Origin of the sequence: Streptomyces sp. SCPE 10, from assembly GCF_051980735.1 — a bacterium.
Classification (GTDB): Bacteria; Actinomycetota; Actinomycetes; order Streptomycetales; family Streptomycetaceae; genus Streptomyces; species Streptomyces misionensis.
The window spans coordinates 4023600-4048240 of the sequence record NZ_CP197069.1; the positions used below are offsets into that span (position 1 = coordinate 4023600).

The 24641-nt window shown below is 72.9% G+C and carries 20 protein-coding genes, 4 tRNA genes, 1 other RNA gene and 2 pseudogenes; 15 read left to right on the forward strand and 12 right to left on the reverse strand.

Features of this window, described 5'->3' with window-relative positions; all coding sequences use genetic code 11:
• Nucleotides 1–49: 49 nt before the first annotated feature.
• Nucleotides 50–634 (reverse strand): HhH-GPD-type base excision DNA repair protein, encoded by a 585-nt coding sequence (locus ACSP97_RS18670; protein ID WP_355146722.1) that lies wholly within the window; start codon nucleotides 632–634, stop codon nucleotides 50–52.
• Between the two features lie 79 nt (nucleotides 635–713).
• Between ACSP97_RS18670 and ACSP97_RS18675 the strand changes: the two genes are divergently transcribed.
• Genes ACSP97_RS18675 through ACSP97_RS18690 form a run of 4 tightly spaced genes read left to right on the forward strand, consistent with a single transcriptional unit; the run spans nucleotide 714 to nucleotide 4678 of the window.
• Nucleotides 714–2864 (forward strand): penicillin acylase family protein, encoded by a 2151-nt coding sequence (locus ACSP97_RS18675; protein ID WP_440553424.1) that lies wholly within the window; start codon nucleotides 714–716, stop codon nucleotides 2862–2864.
• Nucleotides 2854–3453 (forward strand): GNAT family N-acetyltransferase, encoded by a 600-nt coding sequence (locus ACSP97_RS18680; protein WP_355525686.1) that lies wholly within the window; start codon nucleotides 2854–2856, stop codon nucleotides 3451–3453. Before ACSP97_RS18675 ends, ACSP97_RS18680 begins: the two co-directional genes overlap by 11 nt.
• Nucleotides 3450–3926 (forward strand): cupin domain-containing protein, encoded by a 477-nt coding sequence (locus ACSP97_RS18685; protein ID WP_355321396.1) that lies wholly within the window; start codon nucleotides 3450–3452, stop codon nucleotides 3924–3926. Before ACSP97_RS18680 ends, ACSP97_RS18685 begins: the two co-directional genes overlap by 4 nt.
• Nucleotides 3923–4678: an SDR family NAD(P)-dependent oxidoreductase gene (locus tag ACSP97_RS18690; RefSeq protein WP_355146730.1), complete on the forward strand. Its 756-nt coding sequence runs from the start codon at nucleotides 3923–3925 to the stop codon at nucleotides 4676–4678. The genes ACSP97_RS18685 and ACSP97_RS18690 overlap by 4 nt, the downstream gene beginning before the upstream one ends.
• A 28-nt stretch (nucleotides 4679–4706) precedes the next feature.
• On the opposite strand, the gene ACSP97_RS18695 is transcribed toward ACSP97_RS18690, so the two are convergent.
• The 4 genes from ACSP97_RS18695 to ACSP97_RS18710 form a co-directional block, all read right to left on the reverse strand.
• Nucleotides 4707–4928 (reverse strand): hypothetical protein, encoded by a 222-nt coding sequence (locus ACSP97_RS18695; protein WP_355146732.1) that lies wholly within the window; start codon nucleotides 4926–4928, stop codon nucleotides 4707–4709.
• A 238-nt stretch (nucleotides 4929–5166) separates the two neighbouring features.
• Nucleotides 5167–6765, reverse strand: a complete 1599-nt coding sequence (locus ACSP97_RS18700; protein ID WP_440553427.1) for a phytoene desaturase family protein — start codon at nucleotides 6763–6765, stop codon at nucleotides 5167–5169.
• 422 nt (nucleotides 6766–7187) lie between these two features.
• Nucleotides 7188–8204, reverse strand: a complete 1017-nt coding sequence (locus tag ACSP97_RS18705) for a hypothetical protein (protein WP_440553430.1) — start codon at nucleotides 8202–8204, stop codon at nucleotides 7188–7190.
• A gap of 333 nt (nucleotides 8205–8537) precedes the next feature.
• Nucleotides 8538–8873 (reverse strand): hypothetical protein, encoded by a 336-nt coding sequence (locus ACSP97_RS18710; RefSeq protein WP_440558562.1) that lies wholly within the window; start codon nucleotides 8871–8873, stop codon nucleotides 8538–8540.
• 68 nt (nucleotides 8874–8941) lie between these two features.
• Between ACSP97_RS18710 and ACSP97_RS18715 the strand changes: the two are divergent.
• Nucleotides 8942–9073, forward strand: a pseudogene (locus tag ACSP97_RS18715) (site-specific integrase); the annotation flags it as partial.
• Between the two features lie 188 nt (nucleotides 9074–9261).
• Here ACSP97_RS18715 and ACSP97_RS18720 read toward each other — a convergent pair.
• Nucleotides 9262–9349, reverse strand: a tRNA-Ser gene (locus ACSP97_RS18720).
• Nucleotides 9350–9422: 73 nt separating this feature from the next.
• On the opposite strand from ACSP97_RS18720, the gene ffs reads away from it, so the two are divergent.
• The 6 genes from ffs to ACSP97_RS18750 all read left to right on the forward strand — a co-directional run bounded on the left by ffs (nucleotide 9423) and on the right by ACSP97_RS18750 (nucleotide 18066).
• Nucleotides 9423–9517, forward strand: an RNA gene (ffs, locus tag ACSP97_RS18725) — signal recognition particle sRNA small type.
• 75 nt (nucleotides 9518–9592) lie between these two features.
• Nucleotides 9593–11887 carry a DNA polymerase III subunit gamma and tau gene (locus ACSP97_RS18730; protein ID WP_440553432.1) on the forward strand — a complete coding sequence of 765 codons (2295 nt, stop codon included), beginning with the start codon at nucleotides 9593–9595 and terminating at the stop codon, nucleotides 11885–11887.
• 111 nt (nucleotides 11888–11998) lie between these two features.
• A complete protein-coding gene (gene purD / locus ACSP97_RS18735) occupies nucleotides 11999–13255 on the forward strand; it encodes a phosphoribosylamine--glycine ligase (protein ID WP_355525673.1) in 1257 nt (418 codons plus the stop codon).
• Nucleotides 13256–13564: 309 nt separating this feature from the next.
• A complete protein-coding gene (locus tag ACSP97_RS18740) occupies nucleotides 13565–15376 on the forward strand; it encodes a hypothetical protein (RefSeq protein WP_440553434.1) in 1812 nt (603 codons plus the stop codon).
• Between the two features lie 194 nt (nucleotides 15377–15570).
• Nucleotides 15571–17067 (forward strand): N,N-dimethylformamidase beta subunit family domain-containing protein, encoded by a 1497-nt coding sequence (locus ACSP97_RS18745; RefSeq protein WP_355146744.1) that lies wholly within the window; start codon nucleotides 15571–15573, stop codon nucleotides 17065–17067.
• Nucleotides 17068–17166: 99 nt separating this feature from the next.
• Nucleotides 17167–18066 carry a phosphoribosylaminoimidazolesuccinocarboxamide synthase gene (locus tag ACSP97_RS18750; RefSeq protein WP_440553436.1) on the forward strand — a complete coding sequence of 300 codons (900 nt, stop codon included), beginning with the start codon at nucleotides 17167–17169 and terminating at the stop codon, nucleotides 18064–18066.
• A 43-nt stretch (nucleotides 18067–18109) separates the two neighbouring features.
• Here the strand turns inward: ACSP97_RS18750 and ACSP97_RS18755 are convergent.
• The 5 genes and pseudogenes from ACSP97_RS18755 to ACSP97_RS18775 form a co-directional block, all read right to left on the reverse strand.
• Nucleotides 18110–18185: transfer RNA gene (locus ACSP97_RS18755), tRNA-Gly, on the reverse strand.
• A gap of 23 nt (nucleotides 18186–18208) precedes the next feature.
• Nucleotides 18209–18626 (reverse strand): annotated as a pseudogene (locus ACSP97_RS18760) (LuxR C-terminal-related transcriptional regulator); the annotation flags it as partial.
• Nucleotides 18627–18769: 143 nt separating this feature from the next.
• Nucleotides 18770–18845, reverse strand: a tRNA-Gly gene (locus ACSP97_RS18765).
• A gap of 82 nt (nucleotides 18846–18927) precedes the next feature.
• Nucleotides 18928–18999: transfer RNA gene (locus tag ACSP97_RS18770), tRNA-Gly, on the reverse strand.
• A 212-nt stretch (nucleotides 19000–19211) separates the two neighbouring features.
• Nucleotides 19212–19529, reverse strand: a complete 318-nt coding sequence (locus ACSP97_RS18775) for a histone-like nucleoid-structuring protein Lsr2 (RefSeq protein WP_031164632.1) — start codon at nucleotides 19527–19529, stop codon at nucleotides 19212–19214.
• Between the two features lie 311 nt (nucleotides 19530–19840).
• Between ACSP97_RS18775 and purS the strand changes: the two genes are divergently transcribed.
• From purS to purL, 3 genes are read left to right on the forward strand one after another with little or no spacing between them, the layout of a single operon-like run.
• The gene (gene purS / locus ACSP97_RS18780) at nucleotides 19841–20113 is read left to right on the forward strand and encodes a phosphoribosylformylglycinamidine synthase subunit PurS (RefSeq protein ID WP_137307596.1); all 273 of its coding nucleotides are present in this window, start codon (nucleotides 19841–19843) and stop codon (nucleotides 20111–20113) included.
• Nucleotides 20110–20790: a phosphoribosylformylglycinamidine synthase subunit PurQ gene (gene purQ / locus ACSP97_RS18785; protein ID WP_440553439.1), complete on the forward strand. Its 681-nt coding sequence runs from the start codon at nucleotides 20110–20112 to the stop codon at nucleotides 20788–20790. Before purS ends, purQ begins: the two co-directional genes overlap by 4 nt.
• Nucleotides 20787–23045 (forward strand): phosphoribosylformylglycinamidine synthase subunit PurL, encoded by a 2259-nt coding sequence (purL, locus tag ACSP97_RS18790; protein WP_355146749.1) that lies wholly within the window; start codon nucleotides 20787–20789, stop codon nucleotides 23043–23045. The genes purQ and purL overlap by 4 nt, the downstream gene beginning before the upstream one ends.
• Before the next feature lie 58 nt (nucleotides 23046–23103).
• On the opposite strand, the gene ACSP97_RS18795 is transcribed toward purL, so the two are convergent.
• Nucleotides 23104–23658 (reverse strand): Uma2 family endonuclease, encoded by a 555-nt coding sequence (locus ACSP97_RS18795; RefSeq protein WP_440553441.1) that lies wholly within the window; start codon nucleotides 23656–23658, stop codon nucleotides 23104–23106.
• Nucleotides 23659–23811: 153 nt separating this feature from the next.
• Between ACSP97_RS18795 and ACSP97_RS18800 the strand changes: the two genes are divergently transcribed.
• Complete coding sequence (locus tag ACSP97_RS18800; RefSeq protein WP_440553443.1) at nucleotides 23812–24609, forward strand: sterol carrier family protein; 798 nt, start codon at nucleotides 23812–23814, stop codon at nucleotides 24607–24609.
• Nucleotides 24610–24641: the final 32 nt, after the last annotated feature.

The following is a 24641-nucleotide window of genomic DNA, read 5'->3' on the forward strand; positions in this document are numbered from 1 at the left end:
GGCGGTGCGCGCACCGCCACCCGGGTGGGCCACCAGGGTTACCCGGCCCCTACTTCCGGGCCGCCTTGGCCGCGGCCTTCGCCTCCTGCTTGTGAGCGCGCACCCGGGCCAGCGAGTCCGGCCCGGTGATGTCGGCGACGGACCGGTGGGACCCGGACTCGCCGTAGGCGCCGGCGGCCTCCCGCCAGCCGGCCGGCGTGACCCCGAGCTGCTTGCCCAGCAGCGCGAGGAAGATCTGCGCCTTCTGCCGGCCGAAGCCCGGCAGATCCTCCAGCCGCTTGAGCAGCTCGGCCCCGCTGCCGGCGTCCTTCCAGACGGCCTCCGCGTCCCCGTCGTAGTGCTCGACCAGATACCGGCACAGCTGCTGGATGCGCTTGGCCATGGAGCCCGGGTAGCGGTGCACGGCCGGCTTCTCGGACAACAGGGCGGCGAAGGCCTCCGGGTCCATCGCGGCGATCTCGTGCGCGTCCAGGTCCCCGGCGCCGAGCCGGTCGGCGATGGTGCGGGGCCCCTTGAACGCCCACTCCATCGGGACCTGCTGATCCAGCAGCATCCCGGTGAGCGCGGCGAGCGGCGAGCGCCCGAGCAGCGCGTCGGCCTCCGGGTCCTGGGCGAGGTGCAGGGTGACGTCCATGGGTCGATGATCCCGCGTCGCGTACGATTCCTCCATCAAACAGTAATTAGGCTAGCCTTACCTAAGAAATGGAGGGCGGGTGCCCGCCGAGACCTACCGCGACGCCTGGGGCATCCCCCATCTGCGGGCGGCGGACGTCCATGAACTGGCCCGCGCCCAGGGCCGCGTCACCGCGTTCGACCGGGCCTGGCAGCTGGAGGTCGAGCGGCACCGCGCCCAGGGCACCTCGGCGTCCTTCCTCGGTGCCCTGGCCGCCTCCTGGGACGTCCTCGCCCGCCGGGCCCGCCTGGCCGACACCGCCCGCCGCTGCTTCACCGCGCTGGAACGCCGGGACGCGGAGACGGCGCGGTGGGTCCGGGCCTATGCCGACGGCGTCAACGAGGGACTGCCGGCCGGTGCCCGCCGCGCCCCCGAGTTCGCCCGCGCCGGTCTCGCCGCGGGCCGCTGGGAGCCCTGGACCCCGCTCGCCGTCTGGCTCGCCACCCACCTCCTCTTCGCGGGCTTCCCCGCCAAGCTCTGGCGCGAGCGGGCGATCCGGCACCTGGGCCCGGACGCGGTCGGCCTGTTCGCCACCGACGGCCCCGGCACGGCCGGCAGCAACGGCTGGCTGGTCGGCGGCGACCGCACCACCACCGGGCACGCGCTCCTCGCCGGCGACCCCCACCGGTTCATCGAGGACCCCGGCGTCTACCAGCAAATCCGGCTGGCCTGCCCCGAGTTCGACGTCATCGGACTCGCCGTGCCCGGCACCCCCGGCATCGCGCACTTCGGCCACGCCGGCACGGTCGCCTGGGGCATCACCAACGCCATGGCCGACTACCAGGACCTCTACCGCGAACGGCTGCGCCGCACCGGCTCGCAGGTCCGGTGCCTCGACCCGGACGGCACCTGGCGCACCGTGCACTCCCACCGGGAGACGGTCGACGTCGCGGGCGCACCCCCGGTCGAGATCGAGGTGATCGAGACGCCGCGGGGGCCGGTGATCGCGGGCGGCCCGGCGGGGCCGTCGCACGAGCCGGGAGCCACCGCAACGCGAACCACGGAAACGGAAGCCGCCGAACCGGGAGCCGGCGGCGAGGACGAGGCGCTCGCGCTGCGCCACCCGCCCCGGGTCACCGAGGACCTCGGCTTCGGCGCCCTCCTCCCGCTGCTGCGCGCCGCCACCGTCGCCGACGTCGACCGCGCCCTGGACGCCTGGGCCGAGCCGGTGAACGTCGTACAGGCCGCCGACACCGCGGGCGGCACCCTGTACCGCGTCGCCGGGCGCGTCCCGCTCCGGGCGCGGGCCAACCGCCTCCAACCGGTCCCCGCCTGGCGCCCCGGCCACGACTGGCGCGGCTGGCACCAGATGCCGTACGCCCCCGTCCCGGACGGCATCGCGGTGATGGCCAACCAGCGCGGCCTCGCCGCCCCCCTCGGCGTCGAGTTCGCGCCGCCGCACCGCGCCGACCGCATCCGCGCCCTCCTCGGCACGCGCGCCGCATGGAGCGCCGAGGACATGCCCGCCCTCCACATGGACACCCATCTCGCCTCGGCCGCACCCCTGCTCGGCCACCTCGCCGCGCTCGACGGCCTCACCCCCGCCGCGTCCCGGCTGCGCGACCGCCTGCTCGCCTGGGACCGCCACATGGACGCCGGCAGCACCGACGCGGCGGCCTACGCGGCGCTGCGCGGAGCGGTCGTACGCCGCCTCGCCGCGCACCCGGCGTTCGCCCCGCTCGCCGAGCCCCCGGCCCGCTGCCCGGAGGTGCTGCGACCGTGGCTGGCGCTCGTCCCGCGCATCGGCTACGCCCTCGAACACCTGCTGCGCGCCGAGGAGTCGTACGGCGTCGACCGCCCGGCCCTGGTCCGCGCGGCCCTGGAGGAGACGGCCGCCGCGCCGCCCGCGGGCGACTGGTCCGACACCCACCGCCTGGCCCCCTGGCAGGCGCTGCCGGACGCCCCGGCCACCCCCGGTCTGGCCGGCGACCACGACTGCGTGCTGTGCACCTCGGCCGTCCCCGGTCTCACCGACCGCGCCGCCCGGGGCCCGGCCGCCCGCTACGTCTGGGACCTGTCCGACCGGGAGCGCAGCCGCTGGATCGTCCCCTTCGGCGCCGACGGCGTCACCGGCGGCCCCCACCACCGCGACCAACTCCCCCTGTGGCTCGGGGGAGAACTGGCCCCGGTCGTCACCGACTGGGCCCTGCTCACCCGCGACCGCACCGAGGAGCATTCCCATGACCACTGACCCGCGCGAGCCGTACGAGCAGCACGTCGACGGCTTCGGCACCGTCCGCATCCGCCCCCTGGACCCGGCCGCCGACGCGGACGTGGTCCACTCCTGGGTGAGCGAGGAACGCGCCGCCTTCTGGGGCATGAACGGCCTCACTCGCGACCAGGTCGCCGAGATCTACGCGCACATGGCCGGCCTCGACACCCACCACGCCCACCTGGTCACCAAGGACGGCGCCCCGGCCGCGCTGTTCCAGACGTACGAACCGGCCGCCGACCGGGTCGGCGAGTGCTACGACGTACGCCCCGGCGACCTCGGCGTCCACGTCCTCCTCGCCCCCGCGGACCCCGGCGGACCGCGTCCCGGCTGGAGCCACGCGCTGCTGTCCGTGCTGACGACGTACGCGCTCACGGCCCTCGGCCGGCGCCGGCTCGTCGTCGACCCCGACGTGCGCAACGCCAAGGCGATCGCCCGCTTCCTGCGCCAGGGCTTCGTGCCCGGACCGGCCGTCGTCCTGCCGGAGGTGGACCTCCCGGACGTGTACCTCCCCGAGAAGCACGCGCAACTCGCCTTCCTGGAGCGGCCGGTAGCCTTCCCCGGGTGACGACCGCGGACGAGCTGATCGCGCACTACGGACTCGAACCGATCCCCCGCGAGGGCGGGCTGTTCCGCCGCACCTGGGCGGGCCCGCAGCGGGCGGACGGCCGTCCGGAGGGGGCCGCCATCGTGGCGCTGCTCACGGCGGACGACTACTCGGCCCTGCACCGGCTGCCGTACGCCGAGATCTGGCACTTCTACCTCGGCGACCCGCTCGAACTGCTGCTCCTCGCCCCCGACGGCACCACGAGCACCGCCGTCCTCGGCCCCGCCCTGGGCGCGGGCCAGCGGCTCCAGCTCACCGTCCCGGCCCGCACCTGGATGGGGGCGCGGGTGGCGGCGGGCGGCGCGTGGACGTTCTTCGGCTGCACGACGGCCCCCGGCTTCACCTACGCGGACTACGAACACGGCGACGCGGCGGACCTCACGGCGCGTTATCCGTCCGAGGCCGCCCGGATCAGGGAACTGTGCCGCCCATGAGCCTGCTCGACGGACAGACCGCCCTGGTGACCGGCGCGGGCGGCGGCATCGGCCGCGCCATCGCACTGCGCTTCGCCGAGGAGGGCGCGGCGGTGGCCCTGCACTGCCGCACGGCGGTGGAGTCGGCCGCCGAAGTCGCCGCCCGGATCCGGGAACTGGGCGGCGAGGCGGTCGTGCTCCAAGCGGACCTGACGGACGAGGACGCCTGCCACCGGCTGGTCGGCGAGGCCGCGCGATGGTCCGGCGGCCGGCTCACCGCGCTGGTCAACAACGCGGCCGTGCAGCCGGTCCAGCCGCTGCCGGGGATGACGGCGGCGGAGTGGCGGACGGTGGTCGACACCAACCTCACCAGCGTCTTCGCCTGCACCCAGGCCGCCGCCGCCCGGATGCGCGGCGGCGGCACCATCACCCACATCGCCTCCATCGAGGCGGCCCGTCCGGCCCCCGGCCACGCCCACTACGGCGCGGCCAAGGCGGCGGTGGTGACGCACGCCCGCGCGGCGGCCCTGGAGTACGGCTCCGAGGGCATCCGCGTCAACACGGTCTCGCCCGGACTGATCGACCGGCCGGGCCTGGCACAGGCCTGGCCGGACGGTGTCCGCCGCTGGCTCGCCGCCGCCCCCGCGGCCCGTCTGGGCCGTCCCGAGGACGTGGCCGACGCGTGCGTCTTCCTGGCCTCGCCCCTGGCTTCCTGGATCACCGGGCACGACCTGGTGGTGGACGGAGGGGTGTCGGCGCGGCCCACGTGGTGAGCACGTGGGCGGTCGGGGACTCGGGGTCCTACAGCTTGGTCATCTTGGTGTAGGGGCTGGAGATCCGCTTCTGCGCCGAGCCGAAATCGACGAGCGCCGCGACTCCGTCCTCGATGCCGATCACCCGGCCGAGGCCGTACACGTCGTGCGTGACCTGGTCCCCCAGGGCGAAGTGCTTGGGAGCCGGGACGACCGGGGCCTTGAAGGGGCTGGTGGGCAGGTGACGCTTGGGCGCAGCGGGCTTTGTCATGACTCAGTATGCGCCCACGGGGCCGCGTTCCGTGGCCGTCGGGGCAATCGGATTGGTCGGGGGGTGCCGGGCGGTCGGGGAATCGGGAGGGTCGGGGGGTGCCGGGTCGGCGGGGCGATCGGCAGGGTCGAGAGCGCTGGGCCGGCGGGGCGATCGGTGCCTGACGGGGGTCGGGAGGGCTCGCGGCCGGTCGCCGGGGCCGCCGGCTCGGGGCGTCGGGGTGTCGGGACCTCGGTGGTCAGCGGCGGCCGTTCCGGCGCCTGCCGCGCAGGAGGTGCCGGGCCACGAGGTGCCCCGATCCGGCGCCGAGACCGGGGCCGGGATGGGTCGAGGCGCCGATGTGCCACAAGCCGGGCACAGGCGTGGCGTGCCGGGCCGCGCTCGGCAGGGGGCGCCACAGCAGGGCCTGGTCGAATTCGGCCGAGCCGCCGTAGGGGTCGCCGTGGACCGCGTTCGGATTGTGCGCCGCCAGGTCCGACGGCGTGATCGCGTCCCAGGCGAGCAGCTTCTCCGGCAGGTCGGGCGCGTGCAGCGCGACCCGGGCCAGGACCCGTCGGACGTATCCCTCGGTCAGCTCCTTCGTCCAGCGGCCGTCGGCGTCCAGTTCGCCCGCCGCGTCGCCGGTCGGCCGGTAGGGCAGTTCCTGGAGCTGGATCCACAGGGCCGCCGCGCCGTCCGGCACGCGTGCGGGGTCCAGGACGTACTGCTGGCCCACGACCAGGGTGGGCCTGCGCGGCAGCAGCCCCGCCTCGGCCTCGGCGCACGCGATCGCGGTGCTCGCGGACCCGTCGCCGAGATGGACCAGCGGTACGCCCGCCAGGCGCGCGTCGCGCCAGCCGAGCGGGGCGGAGAGGGCGACGTGCAGTTGCATCGCCGCGCGCCCGTACCGGTAGCGCAGGGCCTCGTCGCGGACGGCGGGCGGAACCGGCGCGTCCGGTGGCAGGAGTTCGCCGTACAGCGCGGTCGGGGTCACCGAGGCCAGGACGGCGCGGCGGGCCCGGAAGGTCTCTCCGTCGGTGGCGACGCCCGTGACCCGGCCGTCGGTCAGCAGCAGCCGCCGCGCCGGTTTCCCCGTGGAGACGTGCACCCCGAACTCGCCGAGCAGTGCCACGAAAGCACGGACGAAGTTCCGGGCGCCGCCCGCCACCACGGGCAGGCCGAAGCCGTGCAGGGTCGCGGCCAGGACGGGCAGCGTCAGACCGCCCAGGGCGTGGTCCGGGGAGAGACCGGCGTGCAGCAGCCAGGGTGTCCACAGCACATCGGGCTCGTCGCCGCGGAAGGCGCCGCGGCAGTAGGAGCGGCCGCTGGTCACGGTGGCCCGCAGCCACTCCTCGGTGCCGCTGAAGCGCTCGCGGCGCAGCAGTTTCACCACGTGCCGGAGCACCTGTGGCGAGCGCGGTTCACCGCCCAGGATGCCGCCCAGCGCGTCGGCGTTGTCGAGGAACCTCCGCAACAGGGCGAGGTAGGCGGTCCGGTCCTCGGGGTGGGCGAACGTCCCGGCGGTGGCCGCGGGGTCGCGGTGGGCGAGGACCACGCGGCCTTCGTCGGTGACGGTGCCCGTGATCAGTCCGTCGGTGTTGCGGTACTCCAGACCGTGCCGGTGCAGGTCCGCGCCGAGGGCCGCGTAGGCCGGGCCGGACACGAACAGGGGGTGCCACGAGGAGTACGTGTCGTGCAGATAGCCCGGCAGGGTCCGCTCCTCGGTGGCGATGAAGCCGCCCAGCCTGTCGCGCCCCTCCACGAGGGCCACCGACCAGCCGCCCTTGGCCAACCGGGCCGCGGCGACCAGGCCGTTCACGCCGGACCCGATCACGACCGCGTCGAAGGTGGGTGTCATCAGCGCTCCTGTGACCGTGAGCGGCGGGGCGCCAGGGCTCCGCCCGGGCGAGCCGTCACCGGCGAGGACGAGGGCCCGTCCCCCACCCATCCAGCCTTCCCCGCGGCCGCCTGACTGTCCAACGCTCGCGAACCACCACCCCGGCCCCGCCCCGCGGGTCGCGCCGGCCGGTGCCTTGTGTCCGGTGCCTTGTGTCAGGGGACGGCTGCGCCATGACGCCCGCCACGCCCTCGCGGCCGTGGCGTGGACGCGCGCCCGACGCGGGCATGTGACCGGGACCACGTTCCGCGACCGTGGTGGACCGCGACCAGGGCGGACAACGCCGAAGGGCCCCCGTTTCCAGGGGCCCTTCGACATCGTGCCCGGTGAGGCGTACGGCGGGTCCACCGACTCCGTCGGCGGACCCACACGAAAGATCGAGGCTAGGAGCAGCCGGGTACGGTGCTGGGGCTGCCACAGTTGTCGGGCTGGTTACGGGTGACGGGACTGGCGACCAGCGTCACCGTGCCGGCGGCGTTGAAGATGCCGCCACCGTTCGCACCCGTTCCCAGCGCCTGGTTGTGGATCACCGGACTACGGGTGAGAGTCACCGTGCCGAAGCCCGTATTGAAGATGCCGCCACCGTGGGAATTCGTGCCGTTGGCAGTGTTGCGGGTGACCGGGCTGTCGGTGAGCTTCACCGTGCCGGAAACATTGAAGATGCCGCCGCCCTGCGCATTGGTGCCGGTGGTTGTGTTGCTTGTGACCTCGCTTCTCTTCAGCGTCATGGTTCCGGCCTGCGCGATGCCACCGCCCTGCGGAGTGGTACCGGTGACGTCGTTGCGGGTGACTCGGGTGCTTGTCAGTGTCACCGTCGTGCCGACGGCGGCGGCGATCCCGCCGGCCAGACGCGTTGCGTGGTTGCCGGTGATCCTGCTTCTGTCGGCGGTCGCCGTACCGGAACCTCCGAATGGGCTGACAAACAAGGCCCCGCCGGAATTCGCCGTGTTGTTGTAGAGCGTGCTCCTGTTGACGCTCACCGCGCCATTGTCGTTGTCGATGGCCCCGCCAAAGGTGTCGGCGGTGTTGGTGGTGAGGCAGCTGTCGTTCAGCGTCAGTGCGGGACCGGCACCACTGAGCCAGATCGCACCGCCCCGGCCGTTGCCAAGTCCACTGGACGCGTGACCTTTGCTGAGGGTCAGGGCGTTGAGAGTGAGCTTTCCATCAGGTCCGTCGATTTCGAAGAAACGGTAATCACCTGCGGTTGCGGCCCGGGTGATGGTGTCGCCGCGTCCGTTGATCGTGACCTTGTTCTTGATCACCGGGAGCCCGTTGTCGCCGTTGGGCGGTGTGGCGTCGGTGAGGGTGTAGGTGCAATGCCGCTTGAGGTTGACCGTGCCGCCCACTGTGGCGACAGTGGCGATCGCGGCTTGCAGGTCGCTCTCCGTGCAGCTGGTCACGTTCACAGTCAGACGCCGGCTGGTCCCACGAGCGGTTCTGCTTACTTCCGCGGAGGGAGTGCCGTGCATTGGGTTGCTAGGCGGCGTAGCCGACCGCGACACTCCGAGTAGGTCCGGACCCGGTGTGGCGGTTTGTGCGCCAGCGGGCGGTGTAACGGCACCCAAAGCGGCGAGAGTGAGTCCCATGAGAATGGGGACGATACGAGAGATGCTCAGACGCATCGAGGCTCCTTCGGGCGATCACGGGTGTAGTTGCCGTCAGCGGCACCGGAACACCGGAAGAAATGATTCATGCCGGATCAATCGACGATCGGGCAACACGCCCAGCTGAGATCACAATTCAATCGAGAGGCCCTCGACTGCGCCTCGTTCTGCCGCTTCCGCGGACCGCCCCAAAACGCGGAAACAGTGGCCGATCTCGGTCGCAAGTTCCACTTCATCGAAATACGCGATGTATGGCGGATTGCTCTCCGGAGTGCGCTGGCCGAGCTTGCCGCCGAGGAGCCGGTCACCGGCCGCTTGCGGCATGCGCGGGGCCTGAAGGAAGTACCGCTGAGCGATGCCGTGAAGGCCGTTGTCGTACGACGTCCATCCGGCGGGCAAGAGCGCTTCCGCCACAGCCGAGCAGAGCTGTTTGCCGATGTCGTCGGAGTACTTCCCGTCCAGCACCGGCCGGACGTCCGTGTGCAGGTACTGAATCGGGGCGCGCCGGGCATGACCACCGCCAGACACGCCGCTACGACGTGGCGGTCCGGGTGCACCTGGTGCCCGGCATCGGCCGGCACCGCATCGACCGCCTGAAACCCGAGCACCCGGAGAACCCCTACCGCCGGATGCAGAGCGCTGGCAGCAGGGCGGGCACCGCCCACCCGGGCACCGTGTGCATGCTGCTCGGGGTCCCGGACCGGGTCATCGATCAGATCACGGGTCGGGAGCCGGGCGGCGCTGCCCGGATGCGCGCGGTACCTGCACGTGACCGATCCCACGAGCCGTAGGGACAACGCCGAAGGGCCCCCTGTTTCCAGGGGGCCCTTCGACATCGTGCCCGGTGAGGCACTGGCGGAGGATACGAGATTCGAACTCGTGAGGGGTTGCCCCCAACACGCTTTCCAAGCGTGCGCCCTAGGCCTCTAGGCGAATCCTCCGCCGGAAACATTACATGACCGAGGGGAGTGCTCGCGAACTCGTTCCCGCAGGCCCGGATCGGGTACTCTCTGCGTAGCCCCTCACGCGGCGCTATCTGACTGAACTCCCCCAGGGCCGGAAGGCAGCAAGGGTAGGTCGGCTCTGGCGGGTGCGTGGGGGGCGTCTGCGTTGCCTGGCCCCGTGCGGGCGCCGGCGTCGGCGGGCGGGGCCGGTTGTCGGTGGGCGCCTATAACCTCGTAAGCGTGTCGTCTCTCGCGCTGTACCGCCGCTACCGTCCGGAGACCTTTGCCGAGGTCATCGGGCAGGAGCATGTCACCGACCCGCTGCAGCAGGCGCTGCGGAACAACCGGGTCAATCACGCGTACCTGTTCAGCGGGCCGCGTGGGTGCGGGAAGACCACCAGCGCGCGCATCCTCGCCCGCTGCCTGAACTGTGAGCAGGGTCCCACCCCGACCCCGTGCGGCGAGTGCCAGTCGTGCCGGGACCTGGCGCGCAACGGCCCCGGCTCCATCGACGTCATCGAGATCGACGCCGCCTCCCACGGTGGCGTGGACGACGCCCGTGAGCTGCGCGAGAAGGCCTTCTTCGGGCCGGCCGGCAGCCGGTACAAGATCTACATCATCGACGAGGCCCACATGGTCACGTCGGCCGGCTTCAACGCACTGCTGAAGGTGGTCGAGGAGCCGCCGGAGCACCTCAAGTTCATCTTCGCCACCACCGAGCCCGAGAAGGTCATCGGCACCATCCGGTCCCGGACCCACCACTACCCCTTCCGGCTGGTGCCGCCCGGCACCCTGCGCGACTACCTCGGCGAGGTGTGCCAGAAGGAGGACATCCCCGTCGAGGACGGCGTGCTCCCCCTCGTCGTGCGCGCCGGTGCCGGATCCGTCCGTGACTCCATGTCCGTCATGGACCAGCTCCTCGCGGGCGCGGGCGCGGACGGTGTGACGTACGCCATGGCCACCGCCCTCCTCGGCTACACCGACGGCTCCCTCCTCGACTCCGTCGTGGAGGCCTTCGCCACCGGGGACGGGGCGGCGGCCTTCGAGGTCGTGGACCGCGTCATCGAGGGCGGCAACGACCCCCGCCGCTTCGTCGCCGACCTGCTCGAACGGCTTCGGGACCTGGTGATCCTCGCCGCCGTCCCCGACGCCGCCGACAAGGGGCTCATCGACGCCCCGGCCGACGTACTGGAGCGCATGCAGGCCCAGGCCGCCACCTTCGGCGCCGCCGAGCTGAGCCGCGCCGCCGACCTGGTCAACGAGGGCCTGACCGAGATGCGCGGCGCCACCTCGCCGCGCCTCCAGCTCGAACTCATCTGCGCCCGCGTGCTGCTCCCCGCCGCCTACGGCGACGAGCGCTCCGTCATGGCCCGTCTCGACCGCCTGGAGCGCGGCGTCGACTTCTCCGGCGGCGCCGGTGCCCCGGCCATGGGGTACGTCCCCGGGCCGGAGGCGCACGGCGGCGCCCCGGTCGCGGCGGTGCCGCCCGGCGGAGGACCCGCGGCGGCGCGGGCGGCCGTGCGGGCGCAGGGCGCCGGCCCCGGCGCGGGCGGCGCGGCACCGGCATCCGCGCCGACGCCTGCTCCGGCACCCGCTCCGGCGCCCGCGGCACCGCCCGCCCCCGCTCCCGCACCCGTCACGCCTGCCGCCGCTCCCGCGCCCGCCGCCCCCGCACCCGCGGCTCAAGCGGCGCCCGCGCCCGCCCCCGCCGACCAAGCGCCCCCCGCCCCGGCCGCCGCCCCCGGCGCCTGGCCCACCGCCGCCCCCGCCGGTGGCGGGCGGCGTCCCGGCGGCTGGCCCACGGCCGCCGCGCCGGGCGGACCCCAGGGCCAGGCCCCGGCCCAGAGCGGGCCCCCGGCCGGTGCGCGGCCGGCCCCCGCCCCGGCGGCCCCGCAGCCCCCCGCGGCCGCCCCGGCCGGCGGTCTCGACCCCCGCGTGCTCTGGCCGAACATCCTGGAGGCCGTCAAGAACCGCCGGCGCTTCACCTGGATCCTGCTCAGCCAGAACGCCCAGGTGACCGGCTTCGACGGCACCACCCTCCAGCTCGGCTTCGTCAACGCCGGCGCCCGGGACAACTTCGCCGGCAGCGGCAGCGAGGACGTGCTGCGCGCCGCGCTGGCCGAGCAGTTCAACGTGCACTGGAAGATCGAGGCGGTCGTCGACCCGTCCGGCGGCGGCGCCGCGCCCCCGGCCCCGGGCGGCTCCGGCTTCGGCGGCGGTCAGGGCGGCCCCGGCAGCGGTGGCTACGGCGGCCCCGGCGCGGGCGCGTCCGGCGGCGGTGGCTACGGCGCACCCGCCGCGGCCCGGCCCGGCCCGGCCGCCCCGTCCGCACCGCAGGCCCCCGCCGCTCCCCGGGCGGCGTCCGGCCCGGCCGCGCCCCGGCCCGCCGCGGCCCCCGAGCCGCCCCCCGTCTCCATCGAGGACGACATCCCCGAGGACGACGATCCCGACCTGGACGAGTCGGCCCTGTCCGGGCACGAACTGATCGTGCGGGAGCTGGGGGCCACGGTGGTCGAGGAGTTCACCAACGAGTGACCGGGGCCGAACGCCGGGTGACGGGCGGCGAGCCCCGAGGCCGTCCCTTGGAGGAACCTACGACTTCCCCGGCCCCCGGCCTTCGGCGACCTTGCCATTAGGCTGACCCCCGTGAAGGTCCTCGTCATCGGCAGCGGCGCCCGCGAACACGCCCTGTGCCGCTCCCTGTCCCTCGATCCCGACGTCACCGCGCTGCACTGCGCCCCCGGCAACGCCGGCATCGCCGAGGTCGCCGAGCTGCACCAGGTCGACGCGCTCGACGGTGCCGCGGTGACCGCGCTGGCGCAGCGGCTCGGCGCCGAGCTGGTCGTCGTCGGCCCGGAGGCCCCGCTGGTCGCCGGGGTCGCCGACGCCGTGCGCGCGGCGGGCATCCCGGTGTTCGGCCCGTCCGGCGAGGCCGCCCGGCTCGAGGGCTCCAAGGCCTTCGCCAAGGACGTGATGGCCTCGGCCGGAGTGCCGACCGCCCGGTCGTACGTCTGCACCACCGCGGAGGAGGTCGCCGAGGCCCTCGACGCCTTCGGTGCTCCCTATGTCGTCAAGGACGACGGGCTCGCGGCTGGCAAGGGCGTGGTGGTCACCGACGACCCGGACGCCGCCAAGGCGCACGCGGCCGCCTGTGAGCGCGTGGTGATCGAGGAGTTCCTCGACGGCCCCGAGGTGTCCCTGTTCGCGGTCACCGACGGCGAGACCGTCGTACCGCTCCAGCCCGCGCAGGACTTCAAGCGCGCCCTGGACGGCGACGAGGGCCCCAACACCGGTGGCATGGGCGCCTATTCGCCGCTGCCCTGGGCCGACCCGAAGCTGGTCGACGAGGTGCAGCGCACGGTGCTCCAGCCGACGGTGGACGAACTGCGGCGGCGCGGCACGCCGTTCTCCGGTCTGCTCTACGCCGGTCTGGCGATCACCGGCCGGGGAGTGCGGGTCATCGAGTTCAACGCCCGCTTCGGCGACCCGGAGACCCAGGTCGTGCTGGCCCGCCTGAAGACCCCGCTGGCCGGGCTGCTGATGGCCGCCGCCACCGGCAACCTCGCCGACCTGCCGCCGCTGCGCTGGAGCGAGGACGCGGCCGTCACCGTCGTCGTCGCCTCGCACAACTACCCCGGCACCCCGCGCACCGGCGACCCGATCACCGGTCTGGACGAGGTGGCCGCCGAGGACGCCCCGCACGCCTACGTGCTGCACGCGGGCACCCGGCGGGACGGCGACGCGGTGGTCAGCGCGGGCGGACGCGTGCTGTCCGTCACCGCGACCGGCAAGGACCTGACCGAGGCGCGCGAGCGGGCGTACCGGGCGGTGGACCGGATCCGGCTCGACGGCTCGCAGCACCGCACGGACATCGCGGCCAAGGCGGCGGCTCAGGCGGTCTGACCGGCCGTCCCCTGCCGCCGGGCGAACCCCCGGAAACCCTGGAAGAACCCCTGTGAGAACCCCTCGGGCCCCGGATCGAATCCGGGGCCTGATCTTTGCTGTCTGTCACCCAGCTCTGACCAAAGCCATTCCATCGAGTGAGCAATCGCCCATACGGCTGACGTGAGCCGGGGCCGCAACTAGGGTGCCGCGCAAGCGTTCCGGCACTTGGCCCACCGGCATTGCGTTGTCAGTGACGGATGCCACAGTGGGGGAGTGAGCAGCGCCAGGACAGCACGGCATCGGCAGGGGAGGGGGTGAGGTCGGCACGTGACCGGAATCGGTGTGGAAGCGGGCGCGCAGGCCGCGCGCTCCCGGGCCCTCGCGGTGTTGCGGGTCCGGGGCCGGGCCCTGGGCGTGGCCGTGCTGCCCGCGGGCGCCGAGGTGATCCTGCTGGCCGGTGCGGTCACCGGCCACCTGGTCGGCCCTGGGTGGGACGCCGCCCGCTGGGCCGTGGGCGTGCTCGCGGTCCTCGTCCTGCTGGCCACCGCCGGGATCGCCCTGGTCGTCTCCCGGGCCCGTCCCGCCACGAGCCCCACGGTGCCGGTCCCCGAGGAGTCCGCACCCGACCTGTACCGGATGGTGCGCGATCTCGCCGAGCGGCTGGAGGTGCCGGCGCCCTCCGCCATAGCCCTCACCCCGGACTGCGACAGCTGGCTGGAGGACCGGGCCCACGCGGCCCACGGCCCGCCGCCCCGCCCCGGGCCCGGTGCGGCCGACATACCGGGTGAGGGGCGCCGCTCCCCGCGCCGGGTCCCGGTCCCCCCGGTCCTCGTCATCGGCTCCCCGTTCCTGTGGTGGATGCGGGTCGGCGAGCTGCGCGCGGTCCTCGCCCCGGTCGTCGCAGGTACGGGCCCCTCGGCGCACCCCGACATAGCCGCCGCCCGCCGTTTCGTACGCGGTCTGGACGCCACGGCGGCGGTGGCCGCCACCCCCGGCCGGGGGCCGCTGGCCCGAGCGGCGTGCGCGGTCCTCGGCCGGGTGGCCCGGCTGCTGCTGGGCGCCTGCCGGGAACACGCGGCGCAGCTGGAGCGCGGGGTCGCCGCGGCGGCGGCCGAGCGGGCGCAGACGGTGGACTACGGCGTGCGGATCGTCGCCCAGGAGCAGGTCGGCCTCGCCTACGCCGGCTGGGACCGGCTGCTGACCCGGGTGGCGCTGCCCGCCTGGCGGATGGGCCGCTGGCCCTCCCGGCTGGACGCGGGCGTGGTGGCCGCCCTCACCGAGCTGTCCCGGCGCGACCGGCTCGCCGAGGGCTTCGCCTCCCGTCTCGGCGAGCGGCCCGCCTGCGACCTCCTGGAGGAGCCCGGCACGATGGACGAGGCCGCCTCGCTGCTCGCCGCGCGCCTCTTCCACGGCGGCCCCGCCGAGTGCGGCCCCGACTGGGCGCCGGTGGACTGGCAGTCGTATCCGGAGGAGGTCGTGGACCGCACCTGGCGGGCCGACGCGGCCCGTCTGCACCGCGTCCTGGACTCCCTCGGCACCCGCCCCGCCCGGCCCGCCCCCACCCTCTCCCGCGTCCTGGACCACCTCACCGAGCCCCCCGCCACCCAGGGGCACGCCGCCGACGCGGCCACCGGCGCCGCACCGGCCCCGGCCGCCCCCGGCTCCGCCCTCGTCCCGTACGACCACGCGCCCGACGGCCCGGACGAGGGCCCGGGGGAGGATCCTGACGAGGACCCCGGCACCGAACGCAGCGCCGTCCTCGCCGCCGGCCTGAGCGCCGAGGTGGCCCGCGAGGAGACGGCCGTGCCGCGGGGCGCCACCGCCGCGGGCCAGGGCCCGCCGAGCACCCTGTGGGACGGCGGCGCGCTGCCGCTGGTCCCCCTGCAACCTCCGCGCACCGCCCGCGAACTGCTCGCCGACCACGTCACGGCGATGGTGTGCTGCGCGGCCGTGGACACCGCCGGCGCGGTCCCGGCCCTGGACTGGCTGGACGGCCCCGCCCTGCTGCTGCACGGCGAGCGGGCGGCCGATCTCACGCCCCGGGTGCTGAGCCTGATCGAGCGGGGCGACCCGGGCCCGCTGCGCGACTGGCTGGCCGCCGCGGGCATACGCCCCGAGAAGCCCATACGCCTGGTCTGACCGATTCCGGTTGTCACTTGGGTCAATTGGCCACTTAGGTTAATTCGCAACGAATGGTGACCGTCCCCGTGCTCCATGTGATGTGCTGGGGACCATCACGCACCTGGCAAAGGCATGCGACATACGACAGCACGGCCGAGCACCGCGAGCCCCGCCCGAACAGGACACGGTGGGCTCGGGGGAGGGGAGCGACCATGGCCTCGGACCACATCCGCCGCTGGGAGTCCGGAGCGCTCGCGCACGCCGTGACGGACCCCTTCGGCCTGGGCCCGGTGCCCTGGCTGCGCGGCAGCGAGACGTATTTCGATGACACCGGCCATGTGGTGCCCTGGTACGTCGAGGCCGTGCCCCAGCAGCACACCACGGCGGCCGGCCGCGTCCCCGCGCCGCGCACCTCACCGGGCGGCCCCCGCTCGGCCGACGACGTGCACCGGCAGATCAAGGGCTTCACCGCCACCGGCGCGGTCGCGCCCGGCGAGGCGATCGACTTCCACATCACGGTCGATCCGCCGCAGGAGTTCTCCGTCGACATCTACCGGATCGGCCACTACGCGGGCGACGGCGCCGCCCAGATCACCACCAGCCCCCGGTTGTCCGGCATCGTGCAGCCGCAGCCGCTGGCCGCCGACCGTACGGTGTCCTGCCACCACTGGTGGCTGTCCTGGCGTCTCCAGGTGCCCTCGCACTGGAGCGTCGGCGCCTATGTGGCCGTGCTGACGACCTCCGACGGCTACCGCTCCCACGTGCCGTTCACGGTCCGCGACGACCGCCCGGCCGATCTGCTCCTGCTGCTGCCCGACGTCACCTGGCAGGCGTACAACCTCTACCCGGAGGACGGGCACACCGGCGCCAGCCTCTACCACGCCTGGGACGAGCGGGGCCGGCTGCTCGGCGAGGCCGACGCGGCGACCACGGTCTCCTTCGACCGGCCGTACGCGGGCGCGGGCCTGCCGCTGCACGTCGGGCACGCCTACGACGTCATCCGCTGGGCCGAGCGCTACGGCTACGACCTCGCCTACGCCGACGCCCGCGATCTGCACGCCGGCCGGGTCGACCCCACCCGCTACCGGGGCCTGATCTTCCCGGGCCACGACGAGTACTGGTCGGTCCCCATGCGCCGCGCGGCCGAGCGGGCCCGCGACCACGGCACCTCACTGGTCTTCCTCTCCGCCAACTCCATGTACTGGCAGGTCGAGTTGGGGCCGTCGCCGTCCGGGGTGCCGGACCGGCTGCTGACCTGCCGCAAGCGCAAGGGGCCCGGCAGACCGGTGCTGTGGCGGGAGGTCGACCGGCCGGAACAGGAGCTGATCGGCATCCAGTACGCGGGCCGGGTGCCCGAACCCCGCCCGCTGATCGTGCGCAACGCCGGGCACTGGCTGTGGGAGGCGACCGGCGCGCACGAGGGCGACGAGATCCCGGGTCTGGTCGCGGGTGAGGCCGACCGGTACTTCCCGCGCACCCCGCTGCCCGAGCACGACGAGCGCATCCTGCTCGCCCACTCCCCCTACACCGACGCCGCAGGCACGCTGCGCCACCAGGAGACCTCCCTGTACCGCGCCCCCTCGGGCGCCTGGGTGTTCGCCTCCGGAACTTTCGCGTGGTCCCCGGCCCTGGACCGCCCCGGCCATGTGGACCCCCGTATCCAGCGCGCCACGGCCAATCTGCTGGACCGCATCTGCAAACGCGACTGACGCGCCCCGTGCCGGGTACTCCCGGACCGACCCCCCGCCCGCGGTTCACCTCCCATAAGGGAGAATCGAGGCACTTGGACAGAACCACGGGGAGGAACCGTGTCCGGATTCGTAGAAAAGCCCGAGCCGATCGAGGTTCCGGGCCTGGTGCACCTGCACACCGGAAAGGTGCGGGACCTGTACCAGAACGAGGCGGGCGACCTCGTGATAGTCGCCAGCGACCGCATCTCCGCCTATGACTGGGTGCTCCCCTCCGAGATCCCGGACAAGGGCCGCGTCCTCACGCAGCTCTCCCTGTGGTGGTTCGACCAGTTGCGCGATCTGGCTCCCAACCATGTGATCTCCACCGAGCCGCCCGCGGGTGCTCCGGCCGACTGGGCGGGCCGCACCCTTGTGTGCAAGTCGCTGAAGATGGTCCCGGTCGAGTGCGTGGCCCGCGGCTATCTCACCGGCTCGGGCCTGGTCGAGTACAACGAGTCCCGGACCGTCTGCGGCCTCGCCCTCCCCGAAGGTCTCGTCGACGGCTCCGAGCTGCCCGCCCCGATCTTCACTCCGGCCACCAAGGCCGAGGTCGGCGAGCACGACGAGAACGTCTCCTACGAGGAGGTCGCCCGCCAGGTGGGCGCCGAGACCGCGGCCCAGCTGCGCCAGGCCACCCTCGCCGTGTACTCGCGGGCCCGGGACATCGCCCGCGACCGGGGGATCGTCCTGGCCGACACCAAGTTCGAGTTCGGCTTCGACGGTGACGAGCTGGTCCTCGCGGACGAGGTGCTCACCCCGGACTCCTCCCGTTTCTGGCCGGCCGACGAGTGGGAGCCGGGCCATGCGCAGCCGTCGTACGACAAGCAGTTCGTGCGGGACTGGCTGACCTCCGCCGAGTCCGGCTGGGACCGCAGGAGCGAGCAGCCCCCGCCGCCGCTGCCGCGGCAGGTCGTGGACGCCACCCGCGCCAAGTACGTGGAGGCCTACGAGCGGCTGACCGGCACTCGCTGGTCCTAGGGAACGAAGAAGACCCCGGTCCAGTGGACCGGGGTCTTTTCCGTGGAGCGGACGACGAGGCTCGAACTCGCGACCTCAACCTTGGCAAGGTTGCGCTCTACCAACTGAGCTACGTCCGCACTGCGCCGTGGCGCGACAGCTACTATACCCAACCTTTCCGGCGCGCGAGACGCACTGCCGCATGCCGGTTCTCCGCACCGATCCCGGTGGGGCCGAGGAGAGGTGGTTCCGTACTGTCCCCGGAGACAGTACGGCCCGCTCGGCGATCTCCGTGACCGGCGCCCCGCCGGCGGCCGGTTCCAGCGCCTCCGCCTTCCGCGCGGGGGGCGGCGAGTCCCCGGCGGGGTTCGCGTCGGTCGCCAACTCGGGGTTCACCCAACGGTTTCCGGCGTGCAGGGTACGGATGGTCTCCCGGAGCCGCCGCGCATCGACGGTCTTCGGCGCGAACCGGCGCACCCTCGCGTGAGCGCCCGCTTCGGATGCCCGGGCCGCCCCTGCCCGGTGACGAACGGCGGCCGATGGCCGGGCAGCTCGGCCCGTGGAAATGTGGCGACCGTCACGACTCTCCGCGCCGGGCGGTCGCGGATCGCACCGGCATTCACCGGTCTCGGCAGCGGGGGATCTCCCGCGCGTGGGAGAAGCCGACTGCGCGTATGGCGGGGAAACGAAAAAACCCCGGTCGCGAAGACCAGGGTTTTTTCCGTGGAGCGGACGACGAGGCTCGAACTCGCGACCTCAACCTTGGCAAGGTTGCGCTCTACCAACTGAGCTACGTCCGCACTGCTCCCGACCGGCTCCCACCGATCGGTGCGAGCACCAGCCTACCTGATCCACAGGAGTGGTCATGACGACCGGTGCCAGAGCGGGTGACAGGAATCGCACACTGCGCCTTCCCCCTGGAAGGGGGATGTTCTACTACTGAACTACACCCGCACGATCCTCGGGGTTTCGGCCTTTCGGCCTCGCCCCTCGGCGTGACTCAGACATTAGCTGATCAGCAGGGGGGTTGCGCAAGTCGGTTCCCCCGCGGGCCCCTTCCCGGCTCCCCGCCGGCCCGGCCGGTGCCTCGGGGCGGCCCAACCGCACGGCCCCCAGGGCCCGCTGACGGACCCTGAGAGCCGCCCCTTCGCGGGCCCTGTCCCGCCTCACTGTGCGGCGCTGAACGCCTCGTAGACCTTCTTGGGGATGCGCCCGCGCGCGGGGACGTCCATCTTGTTGGCCTGGGCCCAGGCGCGGACGGCCGCCGGGTCGGGCGCCACCTCGGTCTGCTTGTACGCCTTGCCGGAGCGCGACCTCTTGCGGCCGGCCTCGACGTAGGGCGCGAGCGCCTTGCGCAGTTTCTTGGCGTTGGTTTCGTTCAGGTCGATCTCGTACGACTTGCCATCGAGTCCGAAGGCGATCGTTTCCGCCGCTTCCGAGCCGTCGATGTCGTCAAAGAGAGTGACCACGACCTTTTGCGCCACGAATATCGGTCCCTTCGTGCGGCACGTCGATACAGCTCAAGCGGCGTCGACGTACCGAGTATCGGCTATTGCCAATTCATTTGTACAGTGCCCGGCAATGCAATGTGAAGCCCGACTAAAACCGTCCGCGTGTCCGAGTGCAATAGGGGTCGCGGGCGGCCCGTCGAACTTTCCCAGAAATTTTCACGGCGGTCGGGCTCCGACACCCGATCGTGATGCGCCTCACGTAGTTTCCTCCAACTCTACTCGCGTAGAAATTTTGTGCGGGTAGTCTGAAGGAACCTGCTCAGCACCACACACCGGGAGTGCCAGTGGCACGCGTCGTAGTCGACGTCATGCTCAAGCCGGAGATCCTCGACCCCCAGGGCCAGGCGGTCCAGCGTGCGCTGCCGCGCCTGGGATTCGAAGGGATCTCGGACGTACGTCAGGGAAAGCGATTCGAACTGGAAGTTGACGGGCCGGTCGACGAGGCCGCGCTCGCCCGCATCCATGATCTCGCGGAATCCTTCCTCGCCAACACCGTGATCGAGGACTTCACCGTCAAGGTCGAAGAGGGCGCGGAAGTCGCGGAGGCGGCGAAGTGACCGCTCGTATTGGCGTCGTCACTTTCCCGGGGAGCCTGGACGACCGGGACACCCAGCGCGCGATCCGTCTCGCGGGCGCCGAACCGGTCGCCCTGTGGCACAAGGACAAGGACCTCAAGCAGGTCGACGCCGTGGTGCTGCCCGGCGGTTTCTCCTACGGCGACTATCTGCGCGCCGGCGCCATCTCCCGTTTCTCGCCGGTCATGGACACGGTCATCGAGCAGGCGAAGGCCGGCCTTCCGGTCCTCGGCATCTGCAACGGCTTCCAGGTCCTCACCGAGGCCCACCTCCTGCCGGGCGCGATGCTCGGCAACGACCACCTCCACTTCATCTGCCGCGACCAGAAGCTGCGGGTGGAGAACGCGGAGACGGCCTGGACCGGCGACTACCGCCGGGGCCAGGAGATCCACATCCCGCTGAAGAACATGGACGGCCGGTACGTCGCCGACTCGTACACGCTCGACAAGCTGGAGGCGGAGGGCCGTGTCGTCTTCCGCTACCTGGACTTCAACCCCAACGGCTCGCTGGGCGACATCGCCGGCGTCACCAACGAGGCCGGCAACGTCGTCGGCCTGATGCCGCACCCCGAGCACGCCGTCGAGCCGCTGATCGGTACGGGCCGTACCGACGGCCTCCCCTTCTTCACCTCGATCCTCAAGAAGCTGGTCAACGCATGAGCCGGACGCCTCTGGACACGGTCGAGCACGCGGCCGCGACCCCCGACGTCGAGCTGCCCTGGGCCGAACTCGGCCTGAAGAAGGACGAGTACGAGCGGGTGGTGGAGATCCTCGGCCGCCGCCCGACCGGCGCGGAACTCGCCATGTACTCGGTCATGTGGTCCGAGCACTGCTCGTACAAGTCCTCCAAGGTCCACCTGCGCCAGTTCGGCGAGAAGGCGCCCGAGTCCGACGCGCTGCTCGTCGGCATCGGCGAGAACGCCGGTGTGGTGGACGTCGGCCAGGGCTACGCGGTCACCTTCAAGGTGGAGTCGCACAACCACCCCTCCTACGTCGAGCCCTACCAGGGCGCGGCCACGGGCGTGGGCGGCATCGTCCGCGACATCATCGCGATGGGCGCCCGCCCGGTCGCGGTGGTCGACCCGCTGCGCTTCGGCGCCGCCGACCACCCCGACACCAAGCGCGTCCTGCCCGGCGTGGTCGCCGGCATCGGCGGCTACGGCAACTGCCTGGGCCTGCCCAACATCGGCGGCGAGGTCGTCTTCGACGCCTGCTACCAGGGCAACCCGCTGGTCAACGCCGGCGCCATCGGTGTGATGCGGCACGAGGACATCCACCTCGCCAAGGCCTCCGGCGCCGGCAACCAGGTCATCCTGTACGGGGCCCGGACCGGCGGCGACGGCATCGGCGGCGCGTCGATCCTCGCGTCCGAGACCTTCGACGACGCCAAGCCCTCCAAGCGCCCCGCGGTGCAGGTCGGCGACCCCTTCCAGGAGAAGCTCCTCATCGAGTGCACCCTGGAGGCGTTCCGGGAGAAGCTGGTCGTCGGCATCCAGGACCTGGGCGCGGCCGGACTGTCCTGCGCCACCAGCGAGTTGGCGTCCAACGGCTCCGGCGGCATGCGCGTGACCCTGGACGACGTCCCGCTGCGCGACTCGACCCTGTCTCCTGAGGAAATCCTCATGAGCGAGTCGCAGGAGCGCATGTGCGCGGTCGTGGAGCCCGACAAGGTCGAGCGGTTCCTGGAGATCTGCGCCAAGTGGGACGTCATCGCCACCGTCATCGGCGAGGTGACCGACGGCGACCGGCTGGAGATCTTCTGGCACGGCGAGAAGATCGTGGACGTCGACCCGCGCACGGTGGCGCACGACGGCCCGGTCTACGAGCGCCCGTACGCCCGCCCCGACTGGCAGGACGCCCTCCAGGCCGACGACGCGAACAAGCTGCCGCGTCCGGCGACCTCGCAGGAGCTGAAGGACCAGATCCTGAAGCTGGTCGCGTCCCCGAACCAGGCCTCCAAGAAGTGGATCACGCAGCAGTACGACCACTTCGTGCAGGGCAACACGGTGCTGGCCCAGCCCGAGGACTCGGGCATGATCCGCGTGGACGAGGAGACCGGCCTCGGCGTCGCCATCGCCACGGACGGCAACGGCCGCTACGCCAAGCTGGACCCGTACACGGGCGCGCAGCTGGCGCTGGCGGAGGCGTACCGCAACGTGGCGACGACGGGCGCGAAGCCGCTCGCGGTCTCGGACTGCCTGAACTTCGGCTCGCCGGAGGACCCGGCGGTGATGTGGCAGTTCGCGGAGGCGGTGCGCGGTCTCGCGGACGGCTGCCGGCAGCTGGGCACGCCGGTCACGGGCGGCAACGTCTCGCTGTACAACCAGACGGGCGAGGCGGCGATCCACCCGACGCCGGTCGTCGCGGTCCTCGGCGTGATCGACGACGTGGCCCGCCGCACCCCGGTCGCCTTCCAGGAGGAGGGCCAGCTGCTCTACCTCCTCGGCGACACTCGCGAGGAGTTCGGCGGCTCGGCCTGGTCCCAGGTGATCCACGACCACCTCGGCGGAATGCCCCCGGCGGTGGACCTGGAGCGCGAGCGGCTGCTGGCCGAGATCCTGATCTCCGCCTCCCGCGACGGCATGATCGACTCGGCGCACGACCTGTCCGACGGCGGTCTGATCCAGGCGGTCGTGGAGTCCGCGCTGCTCGGTGACAAGGGCGCCCGCCTGATCGTCCCCGACGGTCTGGACGCCTTCACCTTCCTCCTCTCCGAGTCGGCCGGCCGCGCCCTCGTGGCCGTCCCGCGCTCGGAGGAGGTCCGCTTCAACGACATGTGTTCGGCCCGCGGTCTGCCGGTCACCCGCATCGGCGTGGTCGACGGCGACACGGTCGAGGTCCAGGGCGAGTTCACCCTCCCCCTGTCCGACCTGCGCGCGGCCCACGAGAACACGATCCCGTCGCTGCTGGCGTGACGGAAACCCCCGCCCGGACGACCCGTTCCGGGCGGGGGTCTCTCACCGCGACGGCCGGTCAGCGGACGTAGTTTTTGAGGATCTCCGTGTCCAGCTCGATGCCCATCGGACCGGGGACGAGCACCTTCTCACCGAACTTCGCGGTGTGGACGTCGCGGTAGCCACCGATCTGCCGGTCGGGGTTGCTGTGCACGGTGACGATGCAGGAGTCCCGGTCGATCAGGAGGTACAGCGGGATCCCCGACTGGCCGTACGCGGCCGGCTTCTCGTGCCGGTCCCGCCGGTCGGTGTCCGCGTCGTACGAGGTGACCTCGACGACCATGAGCACCCCGGCCGGGTCGGCCCACTCACCGTGTCCCGCGAAGTGGGCTTCGGGTACGACCACGGCATCCGGCTTTGCCCGTCCCTCCCGATAGGCCTCCACCCGGAGTCCGCGGCCTTGGTACAGGTCCAGGTCGGGCCGGGCCTGCATACACCGCCGTGCCAGCCAGGCCACGATGGTGTCGTGATCTCCGTCTGCCGCCTTCTTGACTCCGATCCGTCCGTTGATGAACTCCAACGTGACGGTCTCGGGAGCAGTGGAGGCGATCGTTTCGAACTCCTGCACTGACATCTGAGACGTGCGCTCGGCCATAACCGTCGTGTTGCACCCCCTTCCAGGCGGAGGCCAGTGTCGGCCGATCAAGGTCGGCGCGGCGCGAGTTCCGCCGCTGGTCACTCACACGGGTGAGCGGGCGGGGGCCTTCACACCGCTTAGGCTCGCCCCATGCCTCCTGCCAGGAAACGCTCCCGCAGTTACGACCCCGCCCGCACCCGTGCCGCCGTGCTCGGTCAGTTCGGGGCCGTGCGGGATGCCGTACGGCGCCTGGAGGGCGAGCAGTTGGCGCGGCCCACGCGGCTCGGCGGCTGGACCGTGCGGGAGTTGGTGGTGCACATCGGGATGGCGGTGACTGCCGTGCACCGCGCGGTGGCGCAGCCCGCGCCGGCCACGGCGGACGCCGTGCTGCTCGACTGGCCCTTCGCCACCGCTGCCAACTCCGCGGCCATCGACGCCTTCACCCGGGACCTCACCGCCCAGCACCCCGACCTCGACGCCCATCTCGCGGACGTCGACGCCTCGCTGCGCGACCTCCTCGCCGAGCAGCCCGGCACCCGGTTGCTGCGGACCAACGTGGGCGCCCTGTCCCTGGACGACTACCTGGTCACCCGTGCCGTGGAACTCGTCGTCCACACGGACGACCTGAACGCGGCCGTGCCGGGTCTCGACGTGCCGTTCGACCGGCAGGCGCTGGCCGCCACCACCCGGCTGCTCGCGGACGCCCTCGCGGTGAAGGCGCCCGGTGGTTCCACCGAGGTGCGGGTGCCGCCGTACGCCGTGGTGCAGTGCGTCGAGGGGCCCCGGCACACCCGGGGCACCCCGCCCAACGTGGTGGAGACCGATCCGTTGACCTGGGTACGGCTCGCCACCGGCCGTCTGGCCTGGCGGGAGGCGCTGGACGAGGCCAAGGTCAGCGCCAGCGGGGAGCGCGCCGACATCGGGGCGCTGCTGCCGGTCATGAGCTGAGGGAACCGTCCCGGACGGTCCGCCGTCCCAGC

Bases quoted from the DNA above. Each gene is read 5' to 3' on its own strand.
- ACSP97_RS18690 (WP_355146730.1), top strand. From the start codon at position 3,923: ATGAGCCTGCTCGACGGACAGACCGCCCTGGTGACCGGCGCGGGCGGC.
- ACSP97_RS18680 (WP_355525686.1), top strand. From the start codon at position 2,854: ATGACCACTGACCCGCGCGAGCCGTACGAGCAGCACGTCGACGGCTTC.
- ACSP97_RS18695 (WP_355146732.1), bottom strand. From the start codon at position 4,928: ATGACAAAGCCCGCTGCGCCCAAGCGTCACCTGCCCACCAGCCCCTTC.
- ACSP97_RS18745 (WP_355146744.1), top strand. From the start codon at position 15,571: ATGGCCTCGGACCACATCCGCCGCTGGGAGTCCGGAGCGCTCGCGCAC.
- ACSP97_RS18795 (WP_440553441.1), bottom strand. From the start codon at position 23,658: ATGTCAGTGCAGGAGTTCGAAACGATCGCCTCCACTGCTCCCGAGACC.
- purL (WP_355146749.1), top strand. From the start codon at position 20,787: ATGAGCCGGACGCCTCTGGACACGGTCGAGCACGCGGCCGCGACCCCC.
- ACSP97_RS18800 (WP_440553443.1), top strand. From the start codon at position 23,812: ATGCCTCCTGCCAGGAAACGCTCCCGCAGTTACGACCCCGCCCGCACC.
- ACSP97_RS18700 (WP_440553427.1), bottom strand. From the start codon at position 6,765: ATGACACCCACCTTCGACGCGGTCGTGATCGGGTCCGGCGTGAACGGC.
- ACSP97_RS18670 (WP_355146722.1), bottom strand. From the start codon at position 634: ATGGACGTCACCCTGCACCTCGCCCAGGACCCGGAGGCCGACGCGCTG.